General features: G+C 44.6%; 18 protein-coding genes. 10 read left to right on the forward strand and 8 right to left on the reverse strand.

The features are described 5' to 3' along the window. Window positions 1-29: 29 nt before the first annotated feature. The 4 genes from PPO43_RS13020 to dnaE form a co-directional block, all read right to left on the reverse strand. On the reverse strand, window positions 30-1,334 hold the full coding sequence (locus tag PPO43_RS13020) for a hypothetical protein (RefSeq protein ID WP_272618461.1): 1,305 nt from the start codon (window positions 1,332-1,334) through the stop codon (window positions 30-32). Between the two features lie 111 nt (window positions 1,335-1,445). After that, entirely contained in the window at window positions 1,446-2,705 is a 1,260-nt protein-coding gene (locus tag PPO43_RS13025) for a T9SS type A sorting domain-containing protein (RefSeq protein WP_272618463.1), read from the reverse strand. Window positions 2,706-2,987: 282 nt separating this feature from the next. Continuing rightward, window positions 2,988-3,863 (reverse strand): ComEA family DNA-binding protein, encoded by an 876-nt coding sequence (locus PPO43_RS13030; RefSeq protein WP_272618465.1) that lies wholly within the window; start codon window positions 3,861-3,863, stop codon window positions 2,988-2,990. 359 nt (window positions 3,864-4,222) lie between these two features. After that, on the reverse strand, window positions 4,223-7,753 hold the full coding sequence (dnaE, locus tag PPO43_RS13035; RefSeq protein WP_272618467.1) for a DNA polymerase III subunit alpha: 3,531 nt from the start codon (window positions 7,751-7,753) through the stop codon (window positions 4,223-4,225). A gap of 47 nt (window positions 7,754-7,800) precedes the next feature. Here dnaE and PPO43_RS13040 point away from each other — a divergent pair, with 47 nt between their 5' ends. The 8 genes from PPO43_RS13040 to PPO43_RS13075 all read left to right on the forward strand — a co-directional run bounded on the left by PPO43_RS13040 (window position 7,801) and on the right by PPO43_RS13075 (window position 16,733). Continuing rightward, a complete protein-coding gene (locus PPO43_RS13040; RefSeq protein WP_272618469.1) occupies window positions 7,801-8,058 on the forward strand; it encodes a hypothetical protein in 258 nt (85 codons plus the stop codon). A gap of 1,118 nt (window positions 8,059-9,176) precedes the next feature. After that, window positions 9,177-10,757 carry a leucine-rich repeat domain-containing protein gene (locus PPO43_RS13045; RefSeq protein WP_272618471.1) on the forward strand — a complete coding sequence of 527 codons (1,581 nt, stop codon included), beginning with the start codon at window positions 9,177-9,179 and terminating at the stop codon, window positions 10,755-10,757. A 102-nt stretch (window positions 10,758-10,859) separates the two neighbouring features. Continuing rightward, on the forward strand, window positions 10,860-12,251 hold the full coding sequence (locus PPO43_RS13050; protein ID WP_272618473.1) for a DUF1800 domain-containing protein: 1,392 nt from the start codon (window positions 10,860-10,862) through the stop codon (window positions 12,249-12,251). Between the two features lie 10 nt (window positions 12,252-12,261). Next, window positions 12,262-13,458, forward strand: coding sequence for a DUF1501 domain-containing protein (locus PPO43_RS13055; protein ID WP_272618475.1), 1,197 nt, complete (start codon window positions 12,262-12,264; stop codon window positions 13,456-13,458). A 619-nt stretch (window positions 13,459-14,077) separates the two neighbouring features. Next, window positions 14,078-14,578, forward strand: a complete 501-nt coding sequence (locus tag PPO43_RS13060) for a hypothetical protein (protein WP_272618477.1) — start codon at window positions 14,078-14,080, stop codon at window positions 14,576-14,578. Between the two features lie 159 nt (window positions 14,579-14,737). After that, window positions 14,738-15,019, forward strand: coding sequence for a DUF2158 domain-containing protein (locus tag PPO43_RS13065; protein ID WP_272618479.1), 282 nt, complete (start codon window positions 14,738-14,740; stop codon window positions 15,017-15,019). 40 nt (window positions 15,020-15,059) lie between these two features. Continuing rightward, window positions 15,060-15,968, forward strand: coding sequence for a hypothetical protein (locus PPO43_RS13070; protein WP_272618481.1), 909 nt, complete (start codon window positions 15,060-15,062; stop codon window positions 15,966-15,968). A 51-nt stretch (window positions 15,969-16,019) separates the two neighbouring features. Then, the gene (locus PPO43_RS13075) at window positions 16,020-16,733 is read left to right on the forward strand and encodes a tRNA1(Val) (adenine(37)-N6)-methyltransferase (RefSeq protein WP_272618484.1); all 714 of its coding nucleotides are present in this window, start codon (window positions 16,020-16,022) and stop codon (window positions 16,731-16,733) included. Here PPO43_RS13075 and PPO43_RS13080 read toward each other — a convergent pair. Beyond that, the gene (locus tag PPO43_RS13080; protein ID WP_272618486.1) at window positions 16,723-18,558 is read right to left on the reverse strand and encodes a hypothetical protein; all 1,836 of its coding nucleotides are present in this window, start codon (window positions 18,556-18,558) and stop codon (window positions 16,723-16,725) included. The two genes, PPO43_RS13075 and PPO43_RS13080, sit on opposite strands and share 11 nt — an antisense overlap. A gap of 597 nt (window positions 18,559-19,155) precedes the next feature. On the opposite strand from PPO43_RS13080, the gene PPO43_RS13085 reads away from it, so the two are divergent. After that, window positions 19,156-19,548: a hypothetical protein gene (locus PPO43_RS13085; protein WP_272618488.1), complete on the forward strand. Its 393-nt coding sequence runs from the start codon at window positions 19,156-19,158 to the stop codon at window positions 19,546-19,548. Between the two features lie 32 nt (window positions 19,549-19,580). Beyond that, on the forward strand, window positions 19,581-20,615 hold the full coding sequence (locus tag PPO43_RS13090) for a sporulation protein (RefSeq protein WP_272618490.1): 1,035 nt from the start codon (window positions 19,581-19,583) through the stop codon (window positions 20,613-20,615). On the opposite strand, the gene PPO43_RS13095 is transcribed toward PPO43_RS13090, so the two are convergent. The 3 genes from PPO43_RS13095 to PPO43_RS13105 all read right to left on the reverse strand — a co-directional run bounded on the left by PPO43_RS13095 (window position 20,584) and on the right by PPO43_RS13105 (window position 23,809). Continuing rightward, window positions 20,584-21,105 carry a shikimate kinase gene (locus PPO43_RS13095; protein ID WP_272618492.1) on the reverse strand — a complete coding sequence of 174 codons (522 nt, stop codon included), beginning with the start codon at window positions 21,103-21,105 and terminating at the stop codon, window positions 20,584-20,586. The two genes, PPO43_RS13090 and PPO43_RS13095, sit on opposite strands and share 32 nt — an antisense overlap. Before the next feature lie 214 nt (window positions 21,106-21,319). Then, window positions 21,320-22,702, reverse strand: a complete 1,383-nt coding sequence (locus tag PPO43_RS13100) for a hydroxymethylglutaryl-CoA reductase, degradative (protein WP_272618494.1) — start codon at window positions 22,700-22,702, stop codon at window positions 21,320-21,322. Window positions 22,703-22,783: 81 nt separating this feature from the next. After that, entirely contained in the window at window positions 22,784-23,809 is a 1,026-nt protein-coding gene (locus PPO43_RS13105; RefSeq protein WP_272618496.1) for an isopentenyl-diphosphate delta-isomerase, read from the reverse strand. Window positions 23,810-23,872 lie beyond the last annotated feature (63 nt).

Raw genomic sequence — 23,872 nt, forward strand, 5'->3', positions numbered from 1 at the left:
TGTTAGAAGGACATAAAATATGTGTACATTTAGTTGATTAAGTTGCAAATTTTTTCTCTCCAATTAAGAAATGATTCATTAAGATTCCCATTTGCTTTTTTATGATAAATAACGTAAAATTCAAGATTTAAATTAACTTGATCTAGTTTTTGTTGTTTTCGATATTTTTTTCTTCCATTTATTTGGATGTAATTAATAGTTTTTTCAACTTCTCTCATGAAAAGAAATGTTGAAGAACTGTTTTTTTGTGACCAAAGGTAAGTAGCATGAGTATTAAGTAACTCCCAACAATAAAAATTTTTATGCTTACCTTCTACAAAAAAAAGAAATCCAAAATTTGGTTGTAACGTAAATTTTAGTTTTTGAGAGTGGATGCTTTGTAAGTATTCGATTTGTAATTTATTTCTGATATTACCATTCAGTATCGATGACATTACTTCTAACTCATTTTGTTTTAATAAGCTATTAGGCTTATTATTTATGTTTTTGTCCACCAATGAGAAAATTTCAGCTAGAGAAAATAATGTTGGAGAGTTAATGTCTTTAAGTTTCAGTATATAGTTAATCCGAAATTGTTTTATAGAATCTATTATGTCTGATGTTATAAGGTCAATTTCTTTAGATGTGGCAGTATATTCAATTTTACCATCGTTCATGATAATTGTGATTTCTACTTCAATATAGTCTTTTCCTATTTGCTGCGCAATGTAATTTTTTATATGTTCATAATTAGCTAATATATGGTTGTTCTTAACTTCTATGTCTAGAGGATAGAGAAAAGGGGGGGGGAGCATGTAGCTAAAAGAAATAGCTTTTTCTATAAACTTGATGTCTTTAAAGCATTTTCGAACACTTAGTTTTTTACTAAAATTTACTTTATGGTTCGTTCTTATAGTTTTTTCTAGATGATGCCGGTCATTGTGTATCGGGGGAGCTTTTTTTATGGGGGAGAGGGCTTCTTCTTCGATTCTGGGAGCTAAGTTAGATACTTGGTTTATAGTTTTTTTGTCTAAAAGATATAAGAGGTCAGATTTTTTATAGATAGATAGGAAGTGTTCAAAATATGACCAATTTATTTTAAAAAACTCGATCTTAATACTGGGGTCTTTTAATTGCTGTAAGAGAAATTTTTTTTTATTATTGGAGCTATAATTTGTTATTTCAGCATTTAAGATATTTTCTTCTTTATTGAATTGGACATGAATGTCAAGGAAAAAAGACTCTTGCTTTTTGAATTCCATTGAACCTATAGGTAAGTTTGTTTGGCTAAGGGGGATGAAATCAGTATTATTGATAAAGATTTTATCGTAGACAATTTTTATAGTTTTTTTCACGGACATAACTTTTTTCTCAAAATAATAAAATATATTTTGATATCATATCTCCCCCAAAAAAAACGCCTAGCTCTCACTAGGCGTTTTTTATACTCTTTCTAAACCATCTATCTATCTAAAAATCACTTTCCGCTCCAAACGCTGCCCATTTTCTAGCTGTAGCCGCAGAACATACAAACCCGCAGGCAATTGCTCACGCTGAATCTCAATTTGCTGAGCAGGTGTTTCGGCCCACTGACGCAACTGACGTCCCTGAAGATCATAAAGTGAAAGCTGTAGCTGTCCCTCTGGCCAGTTGTTCAAACGGAGAAATACCCGCTCTTGAGCCGGATTAGGAAATACCTGACCTTCTACTACAGGTACCGAAAGCTCATCCAAACCAGCTACTAGACCACAAACCTCATTGTGCAAAAACAAAAAGCTGTTGTCCAAAACAGAGTCTTGCCAAGTAGGCACGTTGGGCCCACCAGAAATGTAACTAACGTGATCGTTGCTATTCGGAATGGTAATCAATCCATTGGTCAATCCCAACGCATTGGCCTTTTGCGTGATCGTTTCACTACCCTCTACATACACAATGTCAATAGTAAAACCACCCGCACTCACAGAGGCATAACCTGGCCCATAAGGCACCACATCATCCCCATCATCATGCACAGAAAATACGGGAGGATCATTCGCATCCATCCAACTCGTACGAGCCAAAGCTCCAGAATAATTGATGACCGCATGGATTTCAGAAGAATACTGATAGTTCGCAGAACTATTGCCCTCTAAGCCCCCATTATTCTGAATAATCGTATCAATATGGCCCGGAATCGGATCATTGGCGTCCAAAAATGCAGATTGCATGGCCGTAATCGCTCCAGCAGAAACGCCCCCAGCAAAAATGTAATTAGTATCAATCTGATAAGGATTGCCATTCGCCGCATCTTCCCGCAATTTACGCACAGAAGCTTTCATATCTCCCATCGCTTTTACGGCAACATCTAAAAAATCAAAAGAATCAGGCACTGGAAAAAATGGCCCATCATACAAACGATAATCAATTGCTGCCGCCACATAACCCTGCTGAGCAGAATAATGACAAAGTGTAGCCAATTGATTGCGGTCCCCAGAGATAAAACTCCCCCCAAAGGCCCAAACAATCACCGGCCGATTCGCCTGCTGATCATTCGCCGGATAATAAATATCCATATACAGTTGCTGCGTATCCCCATTAAAGGTAATGTTCTCCCCAAATTGTACCGCCAAAGCCGTATCAATATCCGTAAAGATCAATTCCCGATAACGCTGTCCATCACAGCCATTTTGAGCCGTTAGGCTCGACCCAAAAAACAGGGCCATAAAGAAGTAAATTAGCTTGCGCATAAAATATTATGTTGTTAATTAACTGAATGAAGCAATATTACAAAAAAAAAATCCTTTTGTAAAATTATTGTTAAGTCGCAAACTACTTATGCTATAACTTATTTTGAAGCTCTTCTCTTTTTCATTTTTAAATGATTTTGGGGCCTCCCGCCTGCGGCGGGCGCTACGCTTTGGGGCTCGCAAGGCTGCTCGGCCCTGCGGCGCTTGCAGCGCCTTGGTCTGGCCCTTCGGGCCACCCCGCCGCATCGCTAGGCCAAATGGAATCCCTAGGCTTTAAGCAGCTTACCAACTCAAATAAGGCAGCAAACGCTCATAATTTCCACTCCCATCATCAAACTCAAAAAAGGTTTGTAATACATGTGGACCATCAAAGGGCTCTTGCTCTTCTCGCCAGCGCACAATGGCCTTGGCCTGCTTCCAATTCAAATAAGGATGCTTCTTTAGCTCTTCTTCTGTGGCCGTATTCAAATTGATCTTCTTTATATTATGTGGCCGACAATGCAACTTCCCCTTGATTTTCTGATAAGTAGAATCGGGCAAGCCATAAAGCTCTGCTACTTGCTCTATCTTGTAAAATCCACCCAGCGCATTCCTAAATTTTACAATTCTCCGCGCATAACCTGGCCCAATTCCACGAAGCTCTTGCCAGTCTTGCTCATTGGCCGAATTAACCTCCAAACGATCAAATTTGGGCCGACTTTTCCGCTTTTTCTTTTTCCGTTGATAAGACGCAAAGTTGGCAGGCCGCTCTGGCAACTGAATATAGGGCCGCAAACGAACATAATCCGCACTATCTAAGGTATAAATCTTGGCCAAATCTTCTTTATAGCGATACTTCCCGCCCTTCGACCGATAATTGATGATGGACCTAGCCGTCCGGGCCGAAAGCCCCAAGCGCTCCAAATCTGCTTGCTCCGCCAAATTTGGATCAAATGGAGCCAATACAATTTCTTCTGGGGCCAAGCTATCCTTTGCCTTTTGCTCCAAAAGCAAAACTTCCATCTTTAAAGGCGCTTCTGTTTTGGGCCGCCAAGACAAATAACTATTGAGCCCGAAGAAAAATAAAATCAATAATAAAAGCGTAAGCGCCGCCGCCCGCTCCGAACGATTGTAGTAGAAGTAATCTTGAAACATGATGAGAGATATTGAAGGTGACAAAATCGCTCATTTTGTTTTGGTCCCTAAAGATAAGTTGCTAAAGTTGTAAACGCAAATTTGTTTTTAAATCTATGCTTGGAGCGGAGGACTTCCACTCGGCCTAGCGATCTGCAGCAGTGGCCCGCAGGGCCGAGCGAGCAGCGAGCTGCGACAACCAGCCTCAAAGAGGCGCCAGTTCGATGACCGAAGGGAGTAACCGCAGCAGCTTTGCTGCGGAGGCCCCAAAACAAAAACGCCTGAGCAACTCGCCCAAGCGTTTTTCTTAGCATCATCTGCTAGATGAGTGCTCATTTTATTAGATCTAGGATGGATGGTTTTCTTGCGGTAGGTTTTAACCTACAGGCAGATCATATTCCCTCCTAAGAACTCAACTTATAATCCAGCCCCAATTTTTTCAGGGCATCCACAAAGGCGTCATCGGCACTAATGCGACGATTTTTAGAGAGTAGGGTGAGCTTCAAGCGCTCTTCTATATCCAGCAAATTGACCTCCAGCTCTTGTTCGCCAGGGTGTTTGCTACAGACATAATCGAGCTGTTCCATCAATTGCTCATTCAGTTGTTGGATGGGCAAATTGATGGTGACCCCACGAATTTTCTCCTCAGAAACGGCATCCATCAGGCGGATTTCATTTACTCGGAGTTCAAACTCATATTCGTTATTCCAGCGGGGTTGATATTTCCCTTTGATGTAAATAACCGCATCTAGGTTGAGCAGATGGCGAAACTTCAGGTAGTTTTCGCCAAAGAGGCCCATTCGGTAGCGGCCCGTATAATCTTCTACGGTGACAAAGGCAAAGGATTTCCCCTTTTTAGAGACCCGATGTTCTACCTCGTCTACAATGCCCCCAATGGCTATTTCTCGGTTTTTGTATTGGTCCATTTGGTCAATGGGCTTGCACAAGCGCTGCACCGCCAGCTTATAATCATCTAGCGGATGGCCCGAAAGGTAAAAGCCTGCCACTTCCTTCTCCTTTTTGAGCCGAGCCAATAAGGGCCAAGGATCTGCTTCAGGGACCTTGGGCGGGGGCATGCTTTCCTCCATAGCTGTGGCCCCAAAAAGCGATTGACTAAAGTCGTTTTTCTGCTTCTGAAAGGCATTCCCATACTTAATGACGGCCTCCAAATAGCTTTGGCGATCATCATAAGGCTGAAAATAAGCGGATCTAGGCAAACCAAAGGCATCCATGGCCCCACCCAATACCAAACTCTCAAAGCATTTGCGGTTGGCTGCCCGCAAGTTGATGCGTTGGGTCATATCGACCAAATCGGTGAAAGCCGCCTCTTCTCTAGCCTCTAAAATAGCCTCTACGGGACCTTGGCCCACTCCTTTGAGGGCCGAAAGCCCAAAGCGGATGCGCCCTTTGGGCGTGGCATAGAAATCTAGCTTACTTTCATTGACATCTGGCCCCAAAACATCTACCCCCTGCGCCTTGCATTCTGCAATGAAGAAACTTACACTTTCCATGTTATCCTTGTTGTGCGAAAGGACCGAAGCCATAAATTCCGCAGGATAATGCGCTTTGAGATAAGCCGTCTGAAAAGCCACAAAGGCATAACAGGTAGAATGCGATTTATTAAAGGCATAAGAAGCAAAGGCCTCCCAGTCTTGCCAAATCTTTTTCAAAATCTTTTTCGGATGTCCCCGATCTTCTCCTCCCTTTTCAAATTTGGGAAACATCTCATCAATAAGTTTTTTCTTCTTTTTCCCCATCGCTTTCCGCAAGGTATCGGCTTCGCCCTTGGTAAAGCCCGCCAACTTTTGCGAAAGCAACATCACTTGCTCTTGATAGACCGTAATTCCATAGGTCTCGGCTAAATACTCTTCCATATCGGGTAGATCGTAGAGGATGGGCTTGCGGCCATGCTTCCGATCAATAAACTCAGGAATATATTGCAAGGGACCAGGACGGTAAAGGGCGTTCATGGCAATGAGGTCCGCAAAGGTAGTGGGTTCTAAAGCCCGCATATGCTTTTGCATACCCGCGGATTCGTACTGGAACACCCCCACGGTTTCCCCTCTTTGGAACAACTCATAGGTTTTGGGATCATCCAAAGGGATTTCATCTGGATCAATTTCTACCCCATGATTTTCCTTAATCATGGCAATGGCATCCTTGATGATGGTTAGGGTCTTCAAGCCTAAAAAGTCCATCTTGAGCAAGCCCGCATCCTCCGCTACGGAGTTGTCAAATTGCGAGACCAAGAGGTTGGAATCCTTGGCCACGGTTACCGGGACATAGTTCGTAATATCATCGGGCGTAATCACAACCCCACAGGCGTGAATACCCGTACTTCGGATAGAACCCTCTAGCTTTTTGGCGTTGCGAATCATCTCGCCAATGGTGTCTTGGCCAGCGGCCAATTGGCGGAACTCTTCGGCCTGCGCTTTTTCATCACTATTGAGTTTGCCCAATAACTTAGGATCTACCCCATCTTTGCCCAAAACCTTTTTGAGGGTGGCGCTCAGATGAGAAGGAAAGGTTTTGGCCACTCGATCCACCTCGGGCAAGGGCACATCCATTACCCGCCCAACATCTCGCAAAGAAGAACGGGCCGCCATAGAACCATAAGTAATGATTTGGGCCACCTGGTTTTGCCCATATTTATCAATCACGTATTGAATCACTTTCTCCCGCCCCACATCATCAAAGTCAATATCAATATCGGGCATCGAAATCCGACTCGGATTGAGGAAACGCTCAAATAGAAGATCGTACTTAATGGGGTCCACATTGGTAATCCCTACACAATAGGCTACGGCCGAACCCGCAGCAGAACCCCGCCCCGGACCTACCGATACCTTCAACTCTCGAGCTACAGTAGTGAAATCCTGTACAATCAAAAAGTAGCCAGGATAACCCGACTGCCGAATGACCTCCAGCTCAAAGTCCAAACGCTCCTTAATAGCTGGCGTGATGGTTCCATAACGACGCTGCGCCCCCACATAAGTCAAATGCCGCAGATAATCATCCTGGGTCTTAAACTCTTTAGGCAGGGGAAAGGCAGGCAAAAGGACATCTCTGGCCAACGTCAGCTTATCAATTTTATCATAAATTTCCATGGTGTTCGCAATCGAATCGGGCCGATCTAAGAACAACTGGTTCATCTGTTGCCGAGTCTTAAAATAGTAATCAGAACTCGAAAACTTAAAGCGGTTTTGGTCCTGTACCAAAGAACCCGTATTGATACAAAGCAACATATCGTGGGCGGTCCAATCATCCTCCTCTACATAATGCGAGTCATTGGTGGCAATAACTTTTACATCATATTTTTTGGCAAACTTCAAGAGCTGTTGGTTGATGTCTTCTTGGCTAATGCCCAGCCCATCAATGTTTTCTAATCCTCGGTGTCGCTGAATTTCAATGTAGAAATCCTCCCCAAAAAGGTCGAGCCACCACTTGAGTTTTTGCTCGGCCTCTTCTATTTTCCCATGCATAATCGCCTGGGGAATCTCGGCCCCAATACAACAGCTCGTTGCAATTAAGCCCTCATGATATTTTTCAATCAGCTCCTTATCTACCCGCGGAAATTTGGAGTATAAGCCCTCCATAAAACCCAAAGAACAAAGCTTCGAAAGGTTTTGATAGCCCTGCTGGTTTTTGGCCAATAACAACTGATGAAAACGACGGTCGCGCTCTCCCTTGGCCTTAGAAAAACTGCGGCGATGCCGATCCTCTACCAAATAAAACTCACAACCCACAATGGGTTTTAGGTTGCGCTTTTCGGCCTCGGCCACAAATTTAAAGGCCCCAAACATATTCCCATGATCGGTCAGCGCCACGGCTTTCATCCCATCTTCAGCCGCTTTATCCATCATCACCCCAATGTTCGAAGCCCCATCGAGCAAAGAAAATTGCGTATGACAATGTAGATGTACAAAATCTTCCATCCTTCCTATTTTTTTGAGTGCTACGCAACATACAAAAGCACATTTGGATGGCCAAAGGCTTGCAACTTTTTGTTTTTTTTATGCCTTCAGACTTGATTTCTTCCTTTTTTTGGCTTTCTATTTTTCGGTTTTTTTTGGGGCCCGCGGCCAGCAAGCTGGCCGCCGCTATGCTGTGGGGCTCACAGGGCTGTTCGGCCCTTCGCTGGCTTCGCCAGCTCGGTCTGGCGCTGCGCGCCACCCCTCCGCAGCGCTGGGCCGCTCATCTTGAGTTGTTACTTTTGGCTGTCTTCTTCGGCCTTGTTTAGGGCCTCCTGTAAAATGCATTTAGCTGTGGCGTTGCGCCACAGCCGTCTGCATCATTACATTTAGCTGTGGCGTTGCGCCACAGTCGTCTGCATCATTACATTTAGCTCTGGCGTTGCGCCACAGTTGTCTGCATCATTACATTTAGCTGTGGCGTTGCGCCACAGCCATCTGCATCATTACATTTAGCTGTGGCGTTGCGCCACAGCCGTCTGCATCATTACATTTAGCTGTGGCGTTGCGCCACAGCCGTCTGCATCATTACATTTAGCTGTGGCGTTGCGCCACAGCCATCTGCATCGATACATTTAACTAGGGGGATTCCCCCAAGGCGTCTGCATCGATACATTTAACTAGGGGGATTCCCCCAAGGCGTCTGCATCGATACATTTAACTAGGGGGATTCCCCCAAGGCGTCTGCATCAATACATTTAGCTAGGGGGATTCCCCCAAGGCGTCTGTATCAATACATTTAACTAGGGGGAGCTGTATAAGGCCCTATCTTTTTTTCTGGACCGCCCCTACTACAAATTAGCTAGCTTGGCTTAGCAGCGAAATATTGGATGCGGTTGTATTTAAGCCCTTGTCATTTTACCCTAGGGGCAAGCCCCTAGGCTAATAGTAGTAGTCGCCTGCTCCTTCGAGGGGGCTTTTTGTTTGGCTCTATTGGTTAATTGGGCCCAGATGTAATTTTGTGTATTGCCCCTTAGGTACTAAGTCTATATTTGAAGAGCAAGCAAATAATTGGTAGTTAAAGATTTTACTCGCTTAACTGTTCAAGCTCAGGAGGAAAGGCGAATCCCCTCGAAGGAGGGGATGATAGATTTAATAGCCTAGGGCCTTGGCCCTAGGGGGAATTTATATCATATTGGCCTGTAGGTTGAAACCTGCAGCCCATGGCCGAAGGCCAAACGGCCTAGCGATGTGCAGCAGTGGCCCGCAGGGCCAGACCAAGCCGCCGCAGGCGGCGAAGGGCCGAGCAAATAGCGAGCTGCGGAACGTAGCGCCGCAAGGCGAAGCCGCAGCGGAGGCCCCAAAAAAATAAAAAGAGATGAACTAAAATGACTAGTGATTAGTTTTCGACCCTTTAAAACACGGCCAAAAGGCTAAAAAAGATCAGATGAAAAAAATATTACTTATTAGTTGTTGTCTTTGTTTGTCTATGTATTTGTTTGGACAGAAAAAGCCTGTTATACTCTTTTTACTAGATGACCCGATGATTGAAAAAACGGAGGAAATTCAGGCAAAAATTGAGGCGCAGTCTCTTTCTTTTGAGCTAGATACGATTCTGTATAGTAGTGAGTTGTTTAAAGAATATTTTTTGGGCAAAAAAGGGGAGAGCTTTTATCTAATGAATTTTGCTGGCCAACAATACTTATTTGCAGAAGACTTGGCCCAGGCAGATACGGCTACAGAAGCCCTTGTTTTGCGGGAGCCAATGGATTTTCCCAAGAAAATTGGGCAGCTCAAAAAATTGAAGTATTTGCAACTTAACCTCAATGGAGATATGGGGGACGAAATTGGCCAATTGCAAGAATTGCAGACGCTTCAGCTTTGGCAAAACCAAGGAGGGCGTTTTTCTTCGGCCATCAAAAAGCTGCCAAAGCTCGAAAATTTGATACTTTCGGGCTGCTCCAAATTGCCTTGGCAGCTTTATCAGCTTAAATCCTTGAAAAAGCTAAGCATTGAGCTCAATACAGAAATAACTTTGTCTAGAAGCATCAATCAATTGAGTCAATTGGAGGAGCTGTCTTGGACTTATAGTAGTTTGGAGCGTTTGGATGGAAATATGGCTGTATTCAAAAGGCTTAAACGCCTTAATTTAGGGCGAAATAGTTTGAATAGCCTTCCTGCTACAATAGGGGGCTGGAAGAATTTGAGGGAGCTGAGGCTCTCTGAAAATAATCTAGAAACTTTGCCAGCGGCAATCGGGCAATGCCAAGCCTTAGAGCAGCTTATTGTTCAGGATAACGCTTTGGAGCGTTTGCCCGAAAGTATGGGGCAACTTAAGCAGCTCAAAACCTTAGTGCTACAAGGAAATCAATTGGAGCGCCTGCCCGCTGGCCTTATGCAGGCAGAGGCTTTGCGCATTTTGGATTTGGGGGACAACCCGCTCAGGCAATTGCCCGAAGAGATAGGAAATTTAAAGCAGTTGGAGGTCCTTAACTTGGGAAAGGATCAACTTTCGGAGGGGAATCAATTAGTGAGCTTACCCAATAGTTTGGGGCAGCTGCAGCAGTTGGAAAAGTTGATTGTGAACAATAATCGACTAAGCGCTTTACCCAACAGCTTGGGAAATTGTCAATCAATACGAGAACTAGAGTTAATCAATAATCGATTGACGGCTTTGCCTAGCAGTTTTGGACAGCTTAAAAAACTAGAAGTTTTGTTTTTAAGGGGGAATAATCTTCAAGCCTTGCCCGATAGTTTATCTGGACTCCAATCGCTAGAATGGTTAGATCTGTCTAACAACAACCGTTTGACCGCTCTTCCTGAAGATATAGGAGCGCTAGATCAGTTAAAAAACCTCGATATTTCTGGAACGGGGATTAAGCATCTGCCCAAGAGTATAGAAAATTTATATTCACTGGAGTACCTAGTTATCCATAAAGGGCAAATTTCAGAAGAAGAGCTAAGGCAGATCCATAAGTCTCTGCCTTTCTTAAGGACTTACCTCGTTGAAAAAGAAAATCGACTTTAATGCAGCCTAGGGCGGGGGAAAACCTCCGCCCTTTTTTTATGCGCTCCCCAAACTTGGCACAGAATGAGATTGGAAGGGAGCTTAAGGACAAAATAAAATGCTATGAAAACAGAAGAAAAAATAAGGCTGCTCTATCTCCGTGCGGGCTTTGGCTTGCGTCCTGAGGAATGGGCCAAAAAAAGAACGGAAAAATTAGGCAAGCAGCTCGATGAGCTCTTTGGAGAGACAAAGGCGCAGCCCTTTGCACCCTTGGCATTTGCTTACCCCAAAGACCCTAAAAGCTTGACTAAAGAAAAGCGAAAAATGCTGCGCAAAAAGTCGCGAAAACTACGTAATCAGGTCAATAGTCAATGGATAGAGCGGATGATTCGGCCAAAAAAGGAGAGTCCTTTGCTTGATAAAATGGCTTTGTTCTGGCATGGACATTTTGCCTGTGAGCCTAAATTGCATCATCATGCAGAGGAGTATTTGGCCGTCATTCGGCAGCATGCCTTGGGCAACTTTAAGGATTTGCTTCTGGCGGTATCCAAATCTACCGCCATGATTTTGTACCTCAACAATCAGCAAAATCGCAAGAAAAAGCCCAATGAAAATTTTGCCCGAGAGCTGATGGAGCTTTTTACCTTGGGGCGGGGACATTATAGCGAGCAAGACATCAAAGAATCAGCTAGGGCCTTTACGGGCTGGCATTGCGATCCCTTGCAGGCCCAATTTAAGTTTAAGGAGCGGCAGCATGATGCTGAATCCAAGACCTTTATGGACCAAAGGGGCAATTTTGGTGGCGAGGACATCATCAATATCATTTTGCAGCAAAAGCGCTGCGCTGAGTTTTTGGCCGAAAAACTTTACGCCTTTTTTGTCAATGAGCGAGCGCCCAATAAAAAGCATATTGCAGCCCTAGCCGATACCATATATAAGAGTAATTACGATCTCAAAATTAGTCTCCGCTTTTTATTTGAGGCCAAATGGTTTTATCAGCCAACGCATTTGGGGGCCAATATTAAGAGTCCCGTTATGTTGCTGGTGCAACTTGCCCGCATTCTAGATCTGCGCGCATCGGAGGATTTGGCTTGGTTGCAGGCTCAGCGGGCTTTGGGCCAAATTCTGTTCAAGCCGCCTAATGTAGCGGGTTGGCCAGGGGGGCGGAGCTGGATCGATCCCAGCCTTTTATTGCTTCGGCTCAATTTGGCCGCCGTCATTTTTGAGAAAACCGATATTGTATTTCGGCCCAAAGATGATCCCAAAGCGGTCATGCGGGGCAAGGGCTTTAGAAAGTTGGCGCTTAAGGCCAATATTCAGCCCCTAAAACAGTTGGTTGCTGCAGGAAGTGCAGAAGATATTTTGGTCCAATTGAGTAGTTATTTATTGCCTATTGCGCCCAAGTTATCAGCCCCAAAATTTCAGGCTTATTTGAGCTTGGCCCAAACGAAAGAAGAACAAATCCAAGCGGCTAGCCTCTTGCTTTTATCTACTCCCGAATTTCAAATTTGCTAAATCTCCCCTTATGTTGAATCGAAGAAGTTTTCTAAAAAAATCGGCAGTAGTAACGGCAGGCGCTATGTTGTTGCCAGCTTTTCTCAAGGCCTATCAAAATGATTGGAAGGGGAAAACCGAATTTAAGGGTCGCCGCCTGATTATCCTTCAACTGACGGGAGGAAACGATGGCCTCAATACCTTGGTCCCTTTTGAAGACGATATTTATTATCAGCAACGTCCCCGCTTGGCCATCCCCAAACCAGAGCTGATCAAATTGGATGAGTTGCAGGGCTGGAACCCCGCTATGCAGCCCCTGCAAGCCCTTTGGGAAGAGGGCGAATGCTTAATTTTGAATGCGGTGGGTTATCCCGATCCCGATCGCTCGCATTTTCGGTCTATGGATATTTGGCAGACGGGCTCCGCTGCCAATGAGTTTTGGTCCAAAGGCTGGTTGGGCCGCTATTTGGAGCAATTGCCGCAGCCCAAACCCTATACGGCTATCGAGCTAGACAAGCAGTTGAGTTTGGCCCTAAAAGGGGAGCAGTTGGCGGCTTTGGCCGTAGACAACCCCAAGCAGTTCAAGCGGCAGTTGCAAACGCCCATTATCCAAGCTCTTTTGGAGCAGCAACATGCGGCCGAGCACGAGCAATTGGCTTATTTGTACCAAACTTTGGGCGAAACCGAGTCTTCTGCCAGCTACCTAATGGAGAAGGCGCAGCTCTATACTTCTTCGGGCGATTATCCCAAAACGGGCTTTGGCAAAGACCTCAAGCAGATGGCCGAGTTGATTGCTGCAGGTTGCGAAACCCAAATCTATTATGCGAGTTTGACGGGCTTTGACACCCATGCCAATCAAAAAAACAGACAAGCCCAGTTGCTCAAACAATATGCGCAGGCGGTGGCGGCTCTTCGCCAAGAATTGCGCAAAGCAGGGGAGTGGGAAAATACCCTCATCCTAACGTTTTCGGAATTTGGGCGGCGTTTGGCCGAAAATGGCAGTGGGGGCAGCGATCATGGCACGGCCAACAACCTTTATTTAATGGGCGGTGGGCTCAAAAAGGCGGGGATTTATAATGCTCCAGCTTCATTAAGCCAATTGGATCAGGGCGATTTGATTTATGATATTGATTTTCGGCGGGTCTATCAGGCTATTTTATCCGATTGGTTGCAGGCCGATGCCAAGGCGGTATTGGGCCGCAGTTTGTCCAAGCTCGATATTTTTTAGGGGGAGGATTTGGGGCTGCCCCAGCCAAGGGCTGGGTCGGGCCATTGCGCAGCTCGCTGTTCGCTCGGCCCTGCGTCGCTTTGCTCCTTGGTCTGCCGCCTTTGGCGGCCCTGCTCCAGCCCCTCAGCCGCGGGCCTTCGGCCCTTTACAGGCGGCAAAGCCGCCTGTGCTGGACCCCAATTTGCCACCGAAGCCAAAGGCCAAAAGCAAAAAAGAGGGGGGAGTGGCCCAGCGCTGCGGAGGGGTGGCCGCAGGCCAGACCGAAGGCGAAACGAAGTGTAGCCTGAAGGGCCGAACAGTCCTGTGAGCCCCGCAGCATAGCGGCGGCCAGCTTGCTGGCCGCGGGCCCCAAAAAATTAACTAAAAAAGACGGAAAAAAAGGGAGGCAAAAGCTAGAAAATATAAAAAAGAGAACTAGCTTTACTAAAAGTAAAGAGCGGGAAGCTATAAAATGAAATGGTAGCTATTTACTTGTGAATCAAAATATTGTAAAGTTCTTTGACAGTGCTAGGAAAGCGAAAAGACAGGAGTTAATTGCTCCCCAGCTTGGCCGGAAACGGCTGAACGCCCAACTAGCTTAAAAAGCATTTTAAACCCTAGAATTTAATCTTTTTAAGCCATGCGTATTTTCCTAATTTTGGCCTTAATGGCCCTACAAATGCCCCGGATTTGGGCTCAAGACGAAGAAATTGATGAGCCAGTAGAATTGACTGCTGAAGATTTGCTCAATGCTCAGTTAGATGTCCATTGTTTTTGTTTGAATGACCTTTATACGGCTGCGATTTCGCAAGAATTGCAGGATCTCATAGGCAATTTGGCTTATGCGGATGGAGAGGAGGAAGTTCAGGCTGTTTTGGCAGATGTTTCTGCGGAGCAGGCGAAGAAATGGGCAGAAGACATTAAGGTTTTTTTGAAATCGACCAAAGAGAATTGTTCGATACAAGAGGCTCAGGCGGCTGTGTTGGAAGACTATCCCAATTATTGGGAAGTTTTGGCGGCAGAGCAGCTTAAAGATGAGAAGAAGTTGGCGGCAAAATTGGCCGAGCTCAAAAAGGAGAGTTATAGCTGTGCCTTTTTGGAGGAGGCAAAATCGGCGGCTTTGCTTTTGATGAAGAAATAGTTCTTTTTGAAGAGAAACATATAAAGCGAGAGCGTCCAGAATAAAATTCTGGGCGCTTTTTTTTGTTGGGTTAAAAACGGACTGGAAAAAAATTAACATCTCCTTTGTAAATCGTGGGCGAATCTTCTATATTTAGAACCGCAACAAAAAAATAAAAATATGGCTGAAATAGGAGATGTGGTCCTCTTAAAATCTGGAGGTCCAGAAATGATCATCAAAAATATTTTGACGGGTAGTGGAAGCAGCCGAGAAAAGGCCGCTTTGCTAAAGGGATTCAAAAAAGGGGATGTGACCTGTGAGTTTCAGACCGAAGATGCCAAGGGAAATACCAAGCGAACGGTACAAACTTTTAAGGCTGTTTGTTTGAAAACCCCCGATGGTAAATTTTTGGCTGAAGTAGGTGCCGCAGATGATGACGACGATGATGACGACGACTGGTAGCCAAATCTTTGACCTTTAATCCCTGTTTAAACCAAAAAATATGCAAGTAGGAGATGTGGTTCGCCACAAAGAAAATGATATACTGATGACCATCGTTCGTCTGATTGGAGATAACCATGATGATGATGGGAGTGGACAACTTTTTAAGGCTATGGATCGCCGATTAGAACTACAGGGTTTTAGCTTTGGAGATCCCAACTGTATCTGGTTTGAAGGCCGCCAATTGAAGCAAGGCATCTTTAAGCAAGAAGACCTAGAGCTAGTTCAACTAGAACAAGCTGGGGGCTCAGGGGCCGCAGTCGCAGCCGTTGGAGCTGCAGCAGCTGGAGCCGCTGCCATCATTGATGATGATGACGATTTTGATTTGGATGATTTGGACCTTGATTTAGGTTTGGATGATGATGATTTGGACCTCGATGATCTCGATCTTGGTTTGGATGATGATGATTTGGACCTCGATTTGGACCTTGATCTAGATGAAGATGATCTGGATTTAGGTGATTTGGACCTTGATTTAGATGATGACGATGATCTCGATCTTGGTTTGGATGATGATGATTTGGACCTTGATTTAGATGATCTCAACCTCGATGACCTAGCCGATGATTTGGACCTTGATGATCTAGACTTCGATGATGACGAGGAGGATGATCTCGGCTTTGATATGGATGAAGATATTGATGATCTCTTTGGGGATGATGATGATGATGATGATGATCTATTCGGAGACGATGATGACGACGACGATGATGATGATGACGACGATGATGATGATGATGACGACGACGATGATGATGATGACGACGACGATGATGATGATGACGACGACGACGATGACGATGATGATGATGACGACGATGACGATGATGATGATGACTTCGACTTTGGAGATGATGATGATTTAGGAATGGATGATGAGGATGATTTTGATTTGGACCTAGATTTTTAGATGATATCAAAAAGCAGGAAGCGATTAGCTCCTGCTTTTTTATTTTGGCTTATGCAAGACTTTCAATTTAAGCAGTTTGTAGTACGTCAGCGTTTGGCGGCTATGAAAGTGGGGACTGATGGAACTTTATTAGGGGCTTGGGCTAATTTTTCGGGCCAAACTATTTTAGATGTTGGTTCTGGGACGGGTTTAGTGGCCTTGATGCTAGCGCAGCGTTTTGCAGCGGCTCAAATTGATGCTATAGAAATCAATCTACAGGCGGCAGAAGAGGCAGAAAAGAACTTTGCGGCTAGTCCTTGGGCTCATCGTTTGGCATTGCATGCGCAAAGTCTGCAAAGGTATCATTCCGATCAAGGCTATGATTTAATTGTCAGTAATCCGCCTTTTTATCCCGAAGCACAATTTTCTAAGGCGTTGGACCAAGACCGTCGGCAGGCTCGTTCTAGCTTAAGCTTGAGTTTTGAAGCCCTTTTGGCAAATAGTCTTCGGCTTTTGGCGCCATCGGGGCAATTGGCTATTATCTTACCTACAGCTCAGGCCCTTTATTTAAATGAATTGGCCCAGCAAGCGGGTTTGTTTCTATACCGTCGTTGCGATTTTATCAGCCGCTTGGGTAAGGCTCCCAAACGCCTACTTTTGCAATGGGGCCAAATGCCCATAGAAAAGCCCCAACAGCAAGAAATAATCATGCGTCAGGGCCCTCCAGATTATGCCTATGCCGATAGTTATCGGCTATTGTTGAAAGATTTTTTGACTATTTTTTAGCCTTTTGAATAAACTGATGGTTTTTAAGTAAAAAACGAAGTCCACTCAACTCAATCACATCACCGTCATCCTTTTTAGAAAGATCCCAAAGGTCTTGGGTAAGCGTATGCACTGAGCCACCTGTTCGGTGGGCAATAGTTAGGTATTCAGGGTTGGGTAAAGGCGTTTTGGGATAAAACTCATTGCCTTCTTCCCAACCACAAAGTATAACTCGAATAGGACAATTGAGCTGATAAAGCAAAGCCATATCTCGAACAGGAGAAAAAGCATCAGCAATCAAAATAATCTCTTCTAAACTATCTGTTCTTAATGCTTGGGCCGCCAAAAGGGCCTCAATGTCATTTTCAGGCGCATCTCCACCCGCTCGACGAACACCAGAAGCCTCTTTTAATCGGCCAATGATTTCTTCTAAATTGATGACTTTACCCTGGCAATAGTAAAGTCCACCTGTTCTACCTAGAACTTTATGGCTATTCATTTCATTATCCCCATCATTAAAAAAGACATACTTATTATCAGTGGCTTTCATGAGATTGAGGCTATGCCAAAGCAAAATTTCCTCAAAATAAGGCGACATACTTGCTGTTACATCGGTCACAATAATGCGCTTCTCCCAAACATCTTGCAAACGAAGTAAACTTGCCAAAATGGGTTTTTTATAATGGTTTTCAAGTACTTTGGGGTTTAGTCTCAAACTATCTTTGAGGATTTTACTTTTCTGCTCAATTAACTTTCTGATCTTAAAGGTCTTAATTCCCCTTAGATCTAACTTGGTAAGCATGGGGTCTAACGCTTTATTTCTTTCTTCTTCTGCCTGAATGGCTCTCATATTGGCTTCGGCTTGGGCCAATAAATCTGCCCGCAAAGAGTCATTGAGCCGATTGAGCGCCGCCTGCTGCGCAAAGCTTTTGAGCCAATCACGAGAACTAGGCGCCTGATAAAGTAAATCCAATTCATAAAGCTCGTAGCCTTCTGCACAGACAATTTTCCGCTCTTCAAAATGTGGATTATAAGCAGTGCTAAATAAATAGGTCTTCCCCAAAGGAAGTAACAATTGAGCTAATCCCCCCTGATTCGTAAACGCCGTAAAACGCTCTCCACTAGCAGGATCTAAAGCCTCTACGGGCTCATTGGGCACATTTTGACCCTCCAAATCCATATACCTGAAATTAACTAGGCCATGGCTGCGACTCGGAAATTTTTCATAGCCTTTTTTACGCTCAAAAAGAACCTGCTCTTCCCAATAATCTTGCCCCCCCAATTTGATTTCTGCATAATTGGGCGCCTTGGCAAAGCTTAAAATATAATTACTATGCTTGGGCAAGTCTATCTCCAAACGCCCAGCTTCAATCCAAAGTAAAGAGTCTTTGCCCGTTTTTTTATCCTGTATTCGTACCCGCTCTCTAGCCGAATAAGGACGCTGCTGATGATTGATGAGTTGAATCTTTAAGTGGCAAAGCTCCTCATTTCGCTCAATAACAGGACTCCCCTCCCCATCAAAGGGAATTTGAATGCGATGTTCCTGAAATTCACCCGCCTCAATGTTAATGTTGGCAATCAAATTACTCTCTCGAACATATAACTCATAACGACTGTTGATCGGCAGCAAACAGTTGGCTTTCCCCTCCTTATCCGTCGCAAATTGCCAACTCTCTTTAGTGCCAACTCGCTGTAACCGAAAGGCCAAAGATGGAAAACGAGCCTTGGTTTCTGGATGTACAAACTCTAAGGTCAATAGGGCTTTACTCGGAGAAGGCCCCGGCTGCCCCATCAAGCTAAAACCGAAAAGCATAAACAAAAAACAAAGGGTGTATACTTGGTGCATAATTTTTATTGGCTTTGGTAGTGTGTTTTGGATTGGCCTAAACTGCAAGCTTTAGACCAAAGCGGGGAACTCTCTGGGCGCTTGGATTTCAAAAATATAATAATTTTATATCCAAGAGAAAAAGAATCTAAAGGAGCAGACAGCATATTTATTAACTGTTTTATGCTTATTTTATTTTGGGGCCTCCTGCCTGCGGCAGGCGGTTACTCCCTTCGGTCGTCGAACTGCGGCCTAAAGGCCTTGTTGTCGTTCCGCAGCTCGCTGCTGTTTTGGGGCCTCCCGCCTTCGGCGGGTCGCTACGCTCTGCAGCTCGCTGCTCGCTCGGCCCTTCGCCGCTTTCAGCGGCTCGGTCTGGCCCTACGGGCCACTGCTGCGCATCGCTCAGCCAATTGACGACTCTCTTATCCCTTTTTACTAAACAATTGTTCCAAAGAAGACGTTAATTTATCCTTATTTGGGACCTTTTTGCCCAAACTTTTTGTAATTATTGCAGGCTTTTCTTATAATCATTCCCGATTTAGCAAAAAATTACCGCTAACGCAGAGAAATAGCCCAAAACAAGCCAACCAACAAAAAATAATTTCAACGCTCGCCACTATGAAAGCATTCTTTCTATCTAGCTTACTATGCCTAGCCTTTGGCTTTTCTACTCAAGCACAACAAACTGCCGAACTGACACAAAACGAAGAGAGTATTAATTGGGCTGCTTTTGAAACAGAACTAGATGAAAGCTCAGAAAATTGGAGCTTGCACATTGATCAAAATCGCAAAAAACTTTATATCGATTTTGAAGCCCTTGGAGGAAAAATGAGCCGCTTAAGCCTTTCTTCAGATGAAGACCAAGCTATTGTCGCTATTGATGACCACCTCTTCGATTTGCCAACTAACACAATCTATGAGTTGGACCTTTCAAAACTTGAGAAAGGAAATTATACGCTAGTTCTGCATAGTTATACAGAACGTATCCAAAAGGCTATCTCAATCGATTAACTGCTATGCCTACCCCAAATCTTCTTCCCCTAATGGCTGAAATTCTAGAGCGCTACCCCCGCCTTATTGTTCCGGGTTTAGGTGCTTTTGAATGGCAATATCAATCTGCTAGTCTGGAGAATAAGGGCCAACTTTTACAGCCTCCTAGCTACAGCCTTATATTTAACCCCGAACTACAAGAAGATCCTCTAAAATTACTAGAAAATAAACTGGTCCAAAAGGAATTTTTGCCCCTTGAGGAAGCGCAACAAACTATTGCACATTTTGTAGCAGAGCAAGCCCCTTTACCTGTTCGGGCCAAAGATGGTTTACTCCCTAGTTTGCAGGCGACCTTTAAAGATCAGCCTATTTTGGCCCAAAATTACTATCCCGAAATTAACTGCCAACCCATTTTACGCCAAAAATCCTATTTGGAAAAAGGAGTTATTTTAGAGGGACGTAAAAAGAAAAGCGCTAAAGCTTGGTATGCTATGGCGGGCTTAGGCCTTTGTCTAGCCACGGCTTTAGTCACAGCTCCTTGGTGGGGCCCACAACCTGAGGCAAATACTACGCCTATGCCTTCTATTCTCCCTTTGGTTACAGAACAACAAGAAGCTTATTTTGGCTTGATTCAAATGCAGCGCGAACAGCTGAAGAATGAAATAGCTGAAGAAGAACTTTCTGAAGCTTTGGCTAGCGGCCAAATGGGAATTCCATTAGAAGAGAAGATCGCAGAGGAACAAACTTCTCCCTTACAAACTACTTCTGCAGGAAGCTTGAGTAGCCCTTTGGCCCAAGAAGAACCAACGATTGCCGAAAAAACGCCCAAAGAAATTCAAGAAGAAATTTCGCCTAAGCATTTGGATCAAAAGATTGTAGTTATTGGCGTTTTTCAAGAAGATTTTAATACCGAACGGAATAAAGCAGAGCTAGAAGCTATGGGCTACAAGGTCCAAGTGAAAAAGCTATACACGGGTCTTTTTCGTGTAGCAGCTTTGGTTCCTGCTCATCCACATAGCCGCTTTGAACAAGAGCTGAGTCGCATTCGCCAAGAGGTTATTGCTCAGGCTTGGGTAGCGGAGGAATAAGGGCCAACAACTCTTCTAATTGATTTCCACTAAAGTGATAAGGCGCCTGAATATAATAAGGGCGCCTTTGGGTCCAGAACTGCTCAATAAATAGTTGCCGTTCTGGACCTTTTTTTTGGGCCAATAGGGGCCGTCCTTCTGCCTCTTGGGCCAGACGCTCCTGTAAAATGGCTAAAGGTGGGTCTATAAAAATAAGTTGGGTGGAGCTACTCAATAAAAGAGGGAGAATGTCTGCTTGGCAGGGCGTGCCCCCGCCCAAAGCTAAAACAAAGGCCTCTTGTTGGTCCAACAACTCTAATAAATAGCTTTTCTCTTTAGCTCTAAAATAGGTTTCGCCTTTTTGGACAAATAATTCGGGAATACTACAGCCTTCTTGCTGTTCTATATACTGATCGAGATCAATAAATGGATGTTTTAATGCTTGGGCCAATTTTTGGCCCCAATAGCTTTTGCCTGCGCCCATAAAGCCCATTAAAATGATTTTCTGCATACTTAGGTTTTTTGCGTAGAGCAGGCCCGAAGGGCCGCAGGCTGAGGGATGGAAAAGGGTGGCCCATAGGGCCAGACCCAGCAAAAAAAGCGCAGCTTTTTTTGCGAAGGGCCGAGCGAGCAGCGAGCTGCAGAGCGTAGCGACCCGCCTGTAGGGCGGGGCAGCCCCAAAAAAGAAAAAAGCCCCAGACCTAAAGTTGGTTTGGGGCTTTTGCTTAAGATTTTTTTCGCTCAATCATGATAGGAAGTGGCAGGGGCATTCCTTCAGGTGTAGTGCGCAAAAGTTGGATAAACTCTCGGACAGAGCTGAAAGAGACCAATTTATCGGCAAAGTAAACCAAAGCTTCTTTGACCTCTTTTTCGGTAGCTTCTAGGTGATTGAGAATATTCATCAGGTGCATTTTCATGTGGCCCTTTTGGATCCCTGTAGTCACTAGAGAACGAACGGCGGCAAAGTTTTGGGCTAGGCCAGTAGCTGCAATAACCTGCATGAGTTCCTCGGCAGAAGGTTGGCCGAGTAGTTCTAGAGAGCGTTTGGCCATAGGGTGTAGGGCGGTGAGTCCACCAACTGTACCCACGGCCAAGGGAATATCTAGCCAAAACTTGAAGATGCCATCTTTGCATTCGGCAAAAGAGAGTGAGCGGTATTTCCCATCGCGGGCGGCATAGGCGTGACCGCAGGCTTCTACGGCTCTAAAGTCGTTGCCTGTGGCAATAACCACGGCATCAATTCCATTAAAGATGCCTTTATTGTGGGTGGTAGCTCTGTAGGTATCTATGCGAGCGATATTGAGGGCCTTTTCAAATTTGCGGGCAAATTCTTCGGCGGGCATATCGCCATCGCAGAAATTGCCGAGTTCTTCGATGGGGCATTCTACGCTAGCGCGGACGAGACATTCTGGAGTATAGTTAGACAAAATGGCCATAATAATGGTCAGTTCTCTTTCTGCTGTAGGCAGTTGCTCTTGGCTGCTCATAAATTGCTTGAGGCTGCGGGCAGATTCTTCCAAAACAGAATTGATGAAGTTGGCCCCCATCGAGTCGCAGGTCTCAAAAGTCATTTGTAGCTGGAAGTAGTTGGGCTCTAGATCGCTCATATCGAGCAATTCAATATCTAGAATTCCTCCGCCACGTTTGCGCATATTGGCGGTAATATGTGAGGTTTCGGTATGAATGAGTTCTTTAATTTTGGGCATAAGCGCTTCTAGGGTTTTGCGCTTACCTTTCCAATCAAAATGAACTTGGCCCACCTTTTTTGTGGCAAGAATCTCCGTTTTGAATCCACCCCGATTGAGCCAAAACTTGGCTGCGGCAGAAGCAGCGGCTACAACCGAACTTTCTTCGATAACCATGGGCACACAATAAACCTCATCGTTAATTTTGAGATTGGGGAGCACGCCATAAGGCATATAAAAGTTAGTGATGGTGTTTTCGCTGAACTCATCAAATATCTTTTGTTTTTGAGGGTCTCCGTACCAAAAGCTTTTGAGCTCTCGGGCGACTTCTTCGGGATGTTTGAAAAAGTTTTCGACCAACCAGCGTAATTTTCCTCGTTTAGATTTTTTAGAAAATCCAGAAACTATCTTCGGATTTTTCATAGGCTATATTTTTTTAAGAGAATAGTCTTGTTTGGTTTAGAACGACAAGCTCGTTTAGAATGCTTCCTATTAGAGAAGAGATTAGTCTAGCACCCGCAAATACTGATGGGCTAATTCTAGCCCTTGAATTTGTTGTTGCAAAAAGAGCTCTAAATCTTCATAGCTACCGCGAGCATGTCGGAGTAGGGCTGAAGCTTGACCATAAACGGCGGGGAGTTTAGACTTTTGGCAAAGATAGTAACCGTCAAGAAAGTTTTTTATGCCTCCAGAGATGATTAACTGATCGCAGACTAATTTATCGCCTAGTTCTTCGACTAGTTCATTGACAAATTCGAGCATTTGCTGGGCCGAGTGGCCAATATGCGTCAAGGGCTCGTAGGCTGTTTTTAGGCTTAGGTCGGCTCGAAGAAGTTCTAGCAAAGCAAAATTGGTGCCGCCACTGGCAGCAAAATCTAAAGCGGCTAAGGGGAGCTGCAAAAGTTGTCTTAAACTCTCTTTACCCATTCCTTGACCAACTTCTTTCACAATGAGTGGAATTTGTGGTAAGGTTTCAAGTAGGCGCTCTATAGTTTGTATAGGAGCATAACGGAAGCGATCGCCTTCAGGTTGCAACCATTCTTGAAAAGGGTTAACATGTATGATAAGACCATCCGCTTGGAGTTTATCAATAAGGCGAAGAATAAGATCCGTCTTATTATTATCGAGTAGCTGTTCTAGCTGGGCAATGCCAAGGTTGGCATAAAGTGGAAGATCATAGCCCAAAATAGGGCGCATTTGAAAATCAGCCAAAAAGCGGTCATCTGTCAAAAGGCCTCTGCAGCTGCCAAGACCCATTCCAAAGCCAAATTGCTTGGCTGCACGAGCTAAGTTCTCATTGATGGTTTTGGCCAAATCGGTACCTCCTGTCATACTAGAGACCCAAAGCGGGGCTCGAAAGCGCTTGCCCAAAAAGTCTTGCTCCTTTAGAGCAGCTTCTTGATGGCTAGATAATAGCGGTTCATAGCTAAAGCGAGGATCAAGGCTACTAGCGGCCACCTGAGAGGAGAAAGCTAGGGCAATATGGTCCTGTTTACGGCTTACTGCGGTTTTGTCTTGGTCTTCAAACAAATTAGTAGATATTTGGTCGTTTTTTAATGAGATTAACGCTAAGGGCAACAAATTTAGTTTTTT

The sequence above is a fragment of the Saprospira sp. CCB-QB6 genome, from assembly GCF_028464065.1.
Classification (GTDB): Bacteria; Bacteroidota; Bacteroidia; order Chitinophagales; family Saprospiraceae; genus Saprospira.

What these genes read in the sequence shown, in the direction of transcription:
- PPO43_RS13045 (WP_272618471.1), top strand. Translation starts at nt 9,177, where the DNA reads ATGAAAAAAATATTACTTATTAGTTGTTGTCTTTGTTTGTCTATGTAT.
- PPO43_RS13090 (WP_272618490.1), top strand. Translation starts at nt 19,581, where the DNA reads ATGGCTGAAATTCTAGAGCGCTACCCCCGCCTTATTGTTCCGGGTTTA.
- PPO43_RS13100 (WP_272618494.1), bottom strand. Translation starts at nt 22,702, where the DNA reads ATGAAAAATCCGAAGATAGTTTCTGGATTTTCTAAAAAATCTAAACGA.
- PPO43_RS13075 (WP_272618484.1), top strand. Translation starts at nt 16,020, where the DNA reads ATGCAAGACTTTCAATTTAAGCAGTTTGTAGTACGTCAGCGTTTGGCG.
- PPO43_RS13040 (WP_272618469.1), top strand. Translation starts at nt 7,801, where the DNA reads ATGGCCAAAGGCTTGCAACTTTTTGTTTTTTTTATGCCTTCAGACTTG.
- PPO43_RS13065 (WP_272618479.1), top strand. Translation starts at nt 14,738, where the DNA reads ATGGCTGAAATAGGAGATGTGGTCCTCTTAAAATCTGGAGGTCCAGAA.
- PPO43_RS13060 (WP_272618477.1), top strand. Translation starts at nt 14,078, where the DNA reads ATGCGTATTTTCCTAATTTTGGCCTTAATGGCCCTACAAATGCCCCGG.
- PPO43_RS13050 (WP_272618473.1), top strand. Translation starts at nt 10,860, where the DNA reads ATGAAAACAGAAGAAAAAATAAGGCTGCTCTATCTCCGTGCGGGCTTT.
- PPO43_RS13025 (WP_272618463.1), bottom strand. Translation starts at nt 2,705, where the DNA reads ATGCGCAAGCTAATTTACTTCTTTATGGCCCTGTTTTTTGGGTCGAGC.
- dnaE (WP_272618467.1), bottom strand. Translation starts at nt 7,753, where the DNA reads ATGGAAGATTTTGTACATCTACATTGTCATACGCAATTTTCTTTGCTC.
- PPO43_RS13095 (WP_272618492.1), bottom strand. Translation starts at nt 21,105, where the DNA reads ATGCAGAAAATCATTTTAATGGGCTTTATGGGCGCAGGCAAAAGCTAT.
- PPO43_RS13055 (WP_272618475.1), top strand. Translation starts at nt 12,262, where the DNA reads ATGTTGAATCGAAGAAGTTTTCTAAAAAAATCGGCAGTAGTAACGGCA.
- PPO43_RS13080 (WP_272618486.1), bottom strand. Translation starts at nt 18,558, where the DNA reads ATGCACCAAGTATACACCCTTTGTTTTTTGTTTATGCTTTTCGGTTTT.
- PPO43_RS13085 (WP_272618488.1), top strand. Translation starts at nt 19,156, where the DNA reads ATGAAAGCATTCTTTCTATCTAGCTTACTATGCCTAGCCTTTGGCTTT.
- PPO43_RS13070 (WP_272618481.1), top strand. Translation starts at nt 15,060, where the DNA reads ATGCAAGTAGGAGATGTGGTTCGCCACAAAGAAAATGATATACTGATG.